A 7,420-nucleotide genomic window follows, 5' to 3' on the forward strand; every position below is an offset into this window, starting at 1 on the left:
CGGTCAACCCAGGCGCCCCCGGTTCTCATCCCGTGTCGAGGCGCAAGGTGACGGTCACCGACCCGCCCTCCAGGTCACCGAGCCGCTCGAAGGTCAGCGTCCTTCCCGAGTACCGGGCGGGTCCGCGCAGCAGCCCGGTCACCGGAGCCGCCAGGGTGACGGCCAGTTCGGCGAGGTCGCGGCGGGGGTCGGCGACGGTCAGCGTCGCGGTGCCGTCGGCGTGCTCCTGGGCCAGGACGGCGCACGGTGCGGACGCGGTCAGGCCGCCTGCGGTGCCCGCGTTCCAGAAGCAGGCGGCGGTGAGACGCCGCGCGGGCACGTGGACGGCCTGGAGCCGGGCGGTGTTGGCGAGCACCCGCACCCGCCCGGGGTCCGCGGCCCAGGCGCGGGTCCGCTCCAGGTCCGCGCCGGGCAGCAGGGTGTACTGGTAGGAGGCGGCGCGCGGATCGACGCCGTGGTCGAGCCAGAGCGTCACGTAGTCGCGCCGGACTCCGCCGCCGGACCGGCTCTCGCGCAGTGTGCGGAGCTGCTGCCCCGGAATGACGTAGCCGCCGTGGCCCTCAAGGTGGGCCCAGCCGTCGGCGGCGGTGAGCGAGGCGGTGGTTCTGCGGTTGTCCAGAATCGTCTCGACCGGTACGCCGTCGCGTGCGGTGATGCCGGCCCCGAGGCAGATCACGGCGTCGTCGAGGAAGAACCACGACTTGAACGCCTCCATCGTGCTCTCCAGCCCGCTCAGGTGCTGGCCCACCGCCGCATACGTGCCGTCGGTCGCGCCGCCCACCCACCGCCACGGCGTCCGCGTGCCGCCCCACGCCTCCCCCGCCCCGTCGGGCAGCCGCCGGGTGGAGACCGTCGTGCCGGGCAGCCGGTAGGGGTCGACGGTCGCCCAGAAGCCGTCGGAGTAGTGGTCGCCGTGCCCGTCCGCCCACCAGTAGAGCAGGCCGGAGCCGGTGTGCCAGCCGCGCGGGTTCTCGCCGTTGCCGTGCTCGTAGTGGCCGATGCGGTCGGAGGCCATGCTGAGCGCCGCGCACCAGCCCGGCCTGCGGTGCACGGCTCGGGCGCTCATCGGCAGCAGCCGGTGACCGACCGGCTCTGGCGCGGCGGGCACGGCGGCGTCGGACATGATCGGCGCGAGCCGGGCGCGCAGGGCCGGCGCGGCGTGCTCCAGCATCGGCCGGTACGTCCCGCGCACCGCCCACCCCTTGACCATGGCCTGCCACCGCTGCCGGTACGCGGCCGGCGCGCTCTCGCCCAGCAGCAGCACGGCGGCGGCGATCTCCCTGCCGCGCTCGTGGTCGCCCCACGACCTCCTGCTGATCCCCCGGCCGCGTACGAGATCCATGCACGCCCCGTCACGAACGAAGGGCGCGAAGGACCGCTCCACCAGGTCGAACACCCTCCCGTCCGCGAGCTCCCACGGCGTGCCGCGCAGCACGGCGTACAGGGTGGCGAGGCCCGACAGCAGCGTGACGCCGTAACCGCCCTGGTAGGGCACGGACGTGTGCTGCACGAACGAGCCGTCCCGGTAGAAGCCGTCGCCCTCCGACACCGGCACGAGCACCGGCGCCAGCGCCGAGACGGCCAGCTCGGCGCGGGCGTGGTCGTCGGTGAGCATGGCGCGCAGCAGCGTCACCAGGCACAGGTCCACCCGGTTGGCGGCGGTGCTGGTGCCGGTGTAGTGGCGCAGCCGGCGCGGCGGCACGAAGTGGTCCGCCGACTCGGCCAGCGCCGGATCGTCCGCCCCGGTCAGGACGACGGCGTCGAGCAGCGCCCGCGGGATGCCGATCTGCCAGTGCCACCAGTTGCCGACCGGGTCCGCGCCGGCGGCGTAGACGTGGCGGCGGTAATGGGCGACGCCCTGCTCGACCGCCGCGGCGAGGGCCGGGTCGCCGGTCAGGCCGGTGCCGTCGATCACGTACGCGTGCGCCATCGTCCGCAGCCGCCCAGGCGTGACCGTGGACGAGGGGAAAGGCTCGTCGGGCCAGAGCGAGGAGGAACGAGGGGCCATCGTGGCGAGGTGGCGGGCGGCGGCCCGGCCCAGCGCCCGGTAGGGGCGGGCCCGCGGATCGTGCGGCGGCCCCGCCGTCACCTCCCGCCAGCGGCGGCGCAGCAGGACGAACGCGGTGTCCGGCGTGTACGCCGCCCGCGCGGGCGCCAGCGCCCCGACCGTCCCGGCCGCGGCCACGCCGCCGAACCGCAGTAAGGAACGCCTCGATGGCCGCAGCACGCCTCGATTATCGCGCCGCGGATCACCGCCAGGTCAGAGCCCCGTCCTGATCGGTACGACGTTGCCCGCCGCCCCCTGGCGCGGGATCGCGAACCAGGTGGCCTTGCCGACCAGGTCGGGCCGGGTGACGTAGCGCTGGGGATGGCAGCCGTAGAAGCCGTCGGACAGCCGCGCCACGATGCGCAGGCCCCGCCCGTGCTCGGCGGCGAGGTCGTGCGGCGCGGGCGCGGGCAGCACGGGGCTGCCGTCCACGACGACGCACATGACCTCCCTCGGGTCCACCAGGAGCAGCAGCTCGTACGGGTCGTCGCCGTACATGAGGGCGTTGGTGACGAGCTCGCTCACCATGAGCACCGCGTCGTCCACCAGGGAAGGAGGGAGGGCGAGTTCCGACAGCTGTTCCCGCATGAGGGCTCGGGCGTGGCCGGCCGTCCGTGCGTCCTCGCGCAACGGCCACGCATACTGCTGACGGCTCCGGCGAGTCGATCGCAGCCTGGTCATGGCGTCTCTTTCCGATGCTGAGGGGCGGCTGACGCGCTTGTCGCTCAACAAGAGGACCTGCCTAGGGGTTGACGTACACGGCCGTCGAAACGTGTACGTACGAAAGGCCGCAACGGGTCAAAGTTTCGGGGAGAAATCGGCAGGGATTTGCCTGTCGCCGCGCACGGCGGCGACAGGCCGGGTACGCACACCCGCATGAGCAGTGCAGACCACAACGCACCCAAGAACGACGCCAAGCGCCGCAAGCGGCCGGAGGCCGAGCACAAGCCCGCCGGCCGGCAGGCGCTGGAGCGAGCGCTGTCGGAGTCGGGCAAGGCCCTGGAAGACCTCATCGGCGGCCCGGCTCCGGCCTGACGCCTCAGGACCGTTGGAGGAGCGACCAGACGGTGGACGGGGTGAGCGGGACCTGGGTGATCGCGCCGGCGATCTCCGGGAGGGCGTCGGCGACCGCGTTGGCGATGGCCGCGGGCGGCCCGATCGTCCCGGACTCACCCGCGCCCTTCATGCCACCGGGCGTCACCGGCGACGGCGTCTCCATCATCACGACCTCGATGTCGGGTATCTCGCGCGTCGTCGGCAACAGGTACTCGGTGATCGGCTGCCCCTCCTCGGTGTAGACGATCTCCTCGGTCAGCGCCTGCCCGATGCCCTGGGCCACGGCGCCGCGCAGCTGCCCCTCGACGACGGTGGGGTTGACCAGCACGCCGGAGTCGTTGACCACCCAGTAGCCCTCGACCTCGACGGCCCCGGTCTCGGGATCGACGGCCACGGCCGCCGCGTGCGCGCCGTACGCGAAGGTGTAGGCGGGCGGGTCGTAGCTGACCCGCTCCTCCAGGCCGGGCTGCATGCCGTCGGGCAGGTCCCAGCCGCGCCAGGCCGAGGTGGCCAGCTCGCGCAGCGTCAGCGCGGCCCGCGGGTCGCCCTTCACCCGCACGGCGCCGTCGGCGATCTCCAGGTCGTCGGCGGCCGCTTCGAGCCGGTGCGCGGCGATGGCCAGCAGCTTGCCGCGCAGCCGGTCGGCGGCCTGGGTGAGCGCGCCGCCGCCGAGCGGCAGCGAGCGGCTGGCCACCGACCCGACCGACGAGTACGGGGTCGCCGCCGTGTCGCCGAGCACCACCCGTACGGACTCGATGGGCACGCCCATGCGGTCGGCGGCGAGCTGGGCCAGCGTCGTCTCGATGCCCTGGCCGATCGAGACGACGCCCGAGGTGACGACCACGGAGGCGTCCTGGTCCATGCGCAGCACGGCGCTCTCGTAGCCGGCGGCCAGCATGCCGATGGCCTTCATGTCCATCGAGGGGCCCAGGCCGGTGGACTCGACGTGGCAGGAGTAGCCGATGCCGCGCCTGCGCCCGTCGTCCTTCACGACCGGCCTGACCAGGTCCTTCACCGTGCTCAGGGCGCGCGGGTAGTCGCCCGAGTCGTACGTCTGGTACACCCGGGTCGTGCAGGGCAGCTCGTCCGGCCGGTACATGTTGCGCAGCCGCAGCTCGACGCGGTCGATGCCGAGCCTGCGGGCCGCCTCGTCGATCAGCCGTTCCCTGGTCAGGGTGGCCTCGGGCATGCCGAAGCCGCGGTAGGAGCCGGTCGGGGTGGTCGTGGTGAGGACGCCGCGCACGCGGACGGCGACCCGGTCGAACCGGTACGGCCCCGGCAGCAGCGTGGCCGTCACCGCGAACGTCGAGCAGCCCACGTTCGACGGATGGGCGCCGAGGTCGCCGAGCACGTTTACGTACATCGCGACGAACCGCCCGTCGTCGTCGAGCGCCAGCCTGGCCCGGTGCACGGCTTGCCGGGCGGGCAGCGTGGCGATCACCCGGTCGCCCGGCGACTCCGTCCAGCTCACCGGGCGGCCGGTGCGCATCGCGGCCAGGCAGATCAGCGCCTCGTCCGGATAGACGTGCTCCTTGCCGCCGAAGCCGCCGCCGGTGTCGCGGCTGATCACGCGTACCCGGTCGTGGACCATGCCGAACGCGTCGGCCAGGTGCTCGCGCACGTGGTGGGGCGCCTGGGAGGAGATGTACAGGGTCAGCTCGTCGCCGTCGTACGCGGCCACCACGCCGCGCGGCTCCATCGGGTAGGGCGAGACCCGGCCCATCCTGAACGTCATCTCGACGACGTGCGCGGCCCCGTCCACGGCGGCCCGGCAGTCGTCGTCGCCCACGGTGTAGTCGGCGAGCACGTTGCCGCCCAGTTCGGGGTAGATGGCGGGCGCGTCGTCCTCCAGGGCGCGTTCGACACCGACGACGGCGGGCTGCTCGTCGAGGTGGAGGTCGAGGAGGTCGGCGGCGTCCCTGGCGGCCTCCGGCGTGCGGGCGACGACGACGGCGAGCGGCTGGCCCGCGTACCTGATCGTGTCGTCGAGCACCGGGTAGGAGTCGAGTCGCTGCCCCGGCGTCACGCTGACGCAGGGCAGGCGCAGACCGGCGGCCTCCTCGGAGGTGATGACGTCGATCACCCCCTCCAGGGCCCTGACCGCCTTGGCGTCGCAGCCGAGGAACCGGCCGTGGGCGATGGGGCTGCGCAGCACGTACGCGTGGAGCGTGCCGGGCAGGCGCACCGCGCCGACGTAGCGTCCCTTTCCGGTAAGTAGCCTGGCGTCTTCCCGTCGCGGCGTCCGAGCACCGACATAGGCGTCTCCCATGGCTCGATTGTGAGCGCCGGGCGGCGGCCGGTCTATACGATCCGCGAGGAGGGGCACGTCAGCGGGGGGACCGATGCAAACATTCCTGCCTTATCCGGATTTCGCGGCATCGGCGGCGGTTCTTGACCCGCTGCGGCTGGGCAAGCAGCGCGTCGAGGCGCTCCAGGTGCTGCGCGCCCTCACCGTCCCCGGCTACGGCTGGCGCCACCACCCCGTCGTCAAGATGTGGACCGGCTACGCGGAGGGGCTCGTCCGCTACGGCCTCGAGGTGTGCGTGCGCTGGTGCTCCCTGGACCGCTCCGACACGTGCGCGGGCACGATGACGACCGAGCTGGCCGCGCATCTCGGCAGGCCGGGCGTACGCGACCAGAGCGAGCTGGCGGCGGCCGGCGAGCTGCCGCCCTGGCTCGGCGACGAGGCCCTGCACCTCAGCCACCGCTCGGCGCTGCTGCGTAAAGACCCGGACTTCTACCGGCCGGTCTTCGGCGACGAGCCGGACGACCTCCCCTACGTCTGGCCGCGCTCCGACCGCCTGCCCGACCCCGCGCCCTGACCCCGCGCCCTGACCACCGCGCGTCGCCGGCGACCATCGGTGCGGATCGTGGTGAAATGGTCTCGGGAGGCGGACAGTGGCCATCATTTCGCGCGGTTTCACAGGTAGACACAGGGACGAGAGCGAGCGGCTGCCGCCCGGCCAATACCTGGTCGAGGACTTCCCCGTGCTGTCGGCCGGCCCGACGCCGCGGATCCCGCCCGACCGGTGGGAGTTCGCCATCGACACCGAGGACGGGCAGACCCACCGCTGGTCGTGGCCGGAGTTCATGCAGCTGCCCACCGAGACGCCGACCGTCGACATCCACTGCGTGACCAAGTGGTCGAAGCTCGACACCACGTGGGAGGGCGTCTCGCTGGACGTGCTCTTCGAGGACGTCGAGTCGGCCGCCGAGTACGCCCTGGTCTACTCCTACGGCGGCTACACCACGAACCTGCCGGTCGAGGACCTGCTCGACGGCAAGGCGTGGATCGTGCACCGCTTCGACGGCGAGGAGCTGGAGCCCCGCCACGGCGGCCCCGCCCGGCTGATCGTGCCGCACCTGTACTTCTGGAAGTCCGCCAAGTGGGTACGCGGCATCCGCCTGCTCAACGAGGACTGGCCGGGCTTCTGGGAGACCGCCGGCTACCACAACTACGGCAACCCGTGGCGCGAGCAGCGCTACGAGGGCGACTGAGGTGCGCCGCCGCCTCATCTGGCGGCCGGCGGAGCTGGTCGCCGCCACGGCCGAGACCCCGAGCGCGCGCACGCTGCGCCTCCGGGTGCCCGACTGGCCTGGACACCTCGCGGGCCAGCACGTGGACGTGCGGCTGACGGCCGAGGACGGCTATACCGCGCAGCGCAGCTACTCGCTGGCCGCTCCGGCCGACGGCGACATGATCGAGCTGACGGTCGAGAGCGTGCCCGACGGCGAGGTGTCCCCGTACCTGACCGAGGTGATGGAGGTCGGCGACCAGGTCGAGATCCGCGGCCCGGTGGGCGGCTGGTTCGTCTGGCGTACGGAGAGCAAGCCGCCGGTGCTGCTGGTCGGCGGCGGGTCGGGCATCGTGCCGCTGATGGCGATGATCAGGGCGCGCCGGCAGGCGGGCAGCCGCGTGCCGTTCAGGCTGGTGTACTCCCTGCGCGCACCCGACCGCCGCTACTACGCCGACGAGCTGCGCAGCCCCGACCCCGGCCTCGACGTCTCCTACCTCTACACCCGCTCGGCCCCCGGCGGCGCGTCCCGCCCCGCCCGCCGCATCATGCTGGACGACCTGGCCGAGGGCGGCTGGCCGGCCACGTTCGAGCCCGACTGCTACGTGTGCGGGCCGACCGGGTTCGTGGAGGCGGCGGCCGACCTGCTGCTCGCGCTCGGCCACGCCCCCGAGCGCATCAGAACCGAACGATTCGGTCCCACCGGAGGCTGACTTGACATCCTCCCCCTCGTAAACGAGGCGGATTCCCACGGTCGCCCGTGAGGGTTCCTGCTTCACAGCCGGTCGCCCCGTCCGAGAGG

The 7,420-nt window shown here is 73.2% G+C and carries 7 protein-coding genes; 4 read left to right on the forward strand and 3 right to left on the reverse strand.

Features of this window, described 5'->3' with window-relative positions; translation table 11 throughout:
* Positions 1 to 25 precede the first annotated feature (25 nt).
* Both ACFFR3_RS34535 and ACFFR3_RS34540 read right to left on the reverse strand, forming a co-directional pair.
* Positions 26 to 2,227 carry a polysaccharide lyase 8 family protein gene (locus tag ACFFR3_RS34535; RefSeq protein WP_345392872.1) on the reverse strand — a complete coding sequence of 734 codons (2,202 nt, stop codon included), beginning with the start codon at positions 2,225 to 2,227 and terminating at the stop codon, positions 26 to 28.
* Positions 2,228 to 2,260: 33 nt separating this feature from the next.
* Positions 2,261 to 2,677: an ATP-binding protein gene (locus ACFFR3_RS34540; RefSeq protein WP_379484492.1), complete on the reverse strand. Its 417-nt coding sequence runs from the start codon at positions 2,675 to 2,677 to the stop codon at positions 2,261 to 2,263.
* Positions 2,678 to 2,923: 246 nt separating this feature from the next.
* On the opposite strand from ACFFR3_RS34540, the gene ACFFR3_RS34545 reads away from it, so the two are divergent.
* Positions 2,924 to 3,082, forward strand: a complete 159-nt coding sequence (locus ACFFR3_RS34545; RefSeq protein ID WP_345392878.1) for a hypothetical protein — start codon at positions 2,924 to 2,926, stop codon at positions 3,080 to 3,082.
* 4 nt (positions 3,083 to 3,086) lie between these two features.
* Here ACFFR3_RS34545 and ACFFR3_RS34550 read toward each other — a convergent pair whose 3' ends face one another.
* On the reverse strand, positions 3,087 to 5,372 hold the full coding sequence (locus ACFFR3_RS34550) for a xanthine dehydrogenase family protein molybdopterin-binding subunit (RefSeq protein ID WP_345392881.1): 2,286 nt from the start codon (positions 5,370 to 5,372) through the stop codon (positions 3,087 to 3,089).
* Between the two features lie 73 nt (positions 5,373 to 5,445).
* Here ACFFR3_RS34550 and ACFFR3_RS34555 point away from each other — a divergent pair, with 73 nt between their 5' ends.
* The 3 genes from ACFFR3_RS34555 to ACFFR3_RS34565 all read left to right on the forward strand — a co-directional run bounded on the left by ACFFR3_RS34555 (position 5,446) and on the right by ACFFR3_RS34565 (position 7,331).
* A complete protein-coding gene (locus tag ACFFR3_RS34555) occupies positions 5,446 to 5,925 on the forward strand; it encodes an MSMEG_6728 family protein (protein ID WP_345392884.1) in 480 nt (159 codons plus the stop codon).
* Positions 5,926 to 6,001: 76 nt separating this feature from the next.
* Positions 6,002 to 6,601, forward strand: a complete 600-nt coding sequence (locus ACFFR3_RS34560; protein ID WP_345392887.1) for a sulfite oxidase-like oxidoreductase — start codon at positions 6,002 to 6,004, stop codon at positions 6,599 to 6,601.
* Position 6,602: 1 nt separating this feature from the next.
* A complete protein-coding gene (locus ACFFR3_RS34565) occupies positions 6,603 to 7,331 on the forward strand; it encodes a ferredoxin reductase (RefSeq protein WP_364368007.1) in 729 nt (242 codons plus the stop codon).
* Positions 7,332 to 7,420 lie beyond the last annotated feature (89 nt).

Source organism: Nonomuraea salmonea (assembly GCF_042428605.1).
Taxonomy (GTDB): Bacteria; Actinomycetota; Actinomycetes; order Streptosporangiales; family Streptosporangiaceae; genus Nonomuraea; species Nonomuraea salmonea.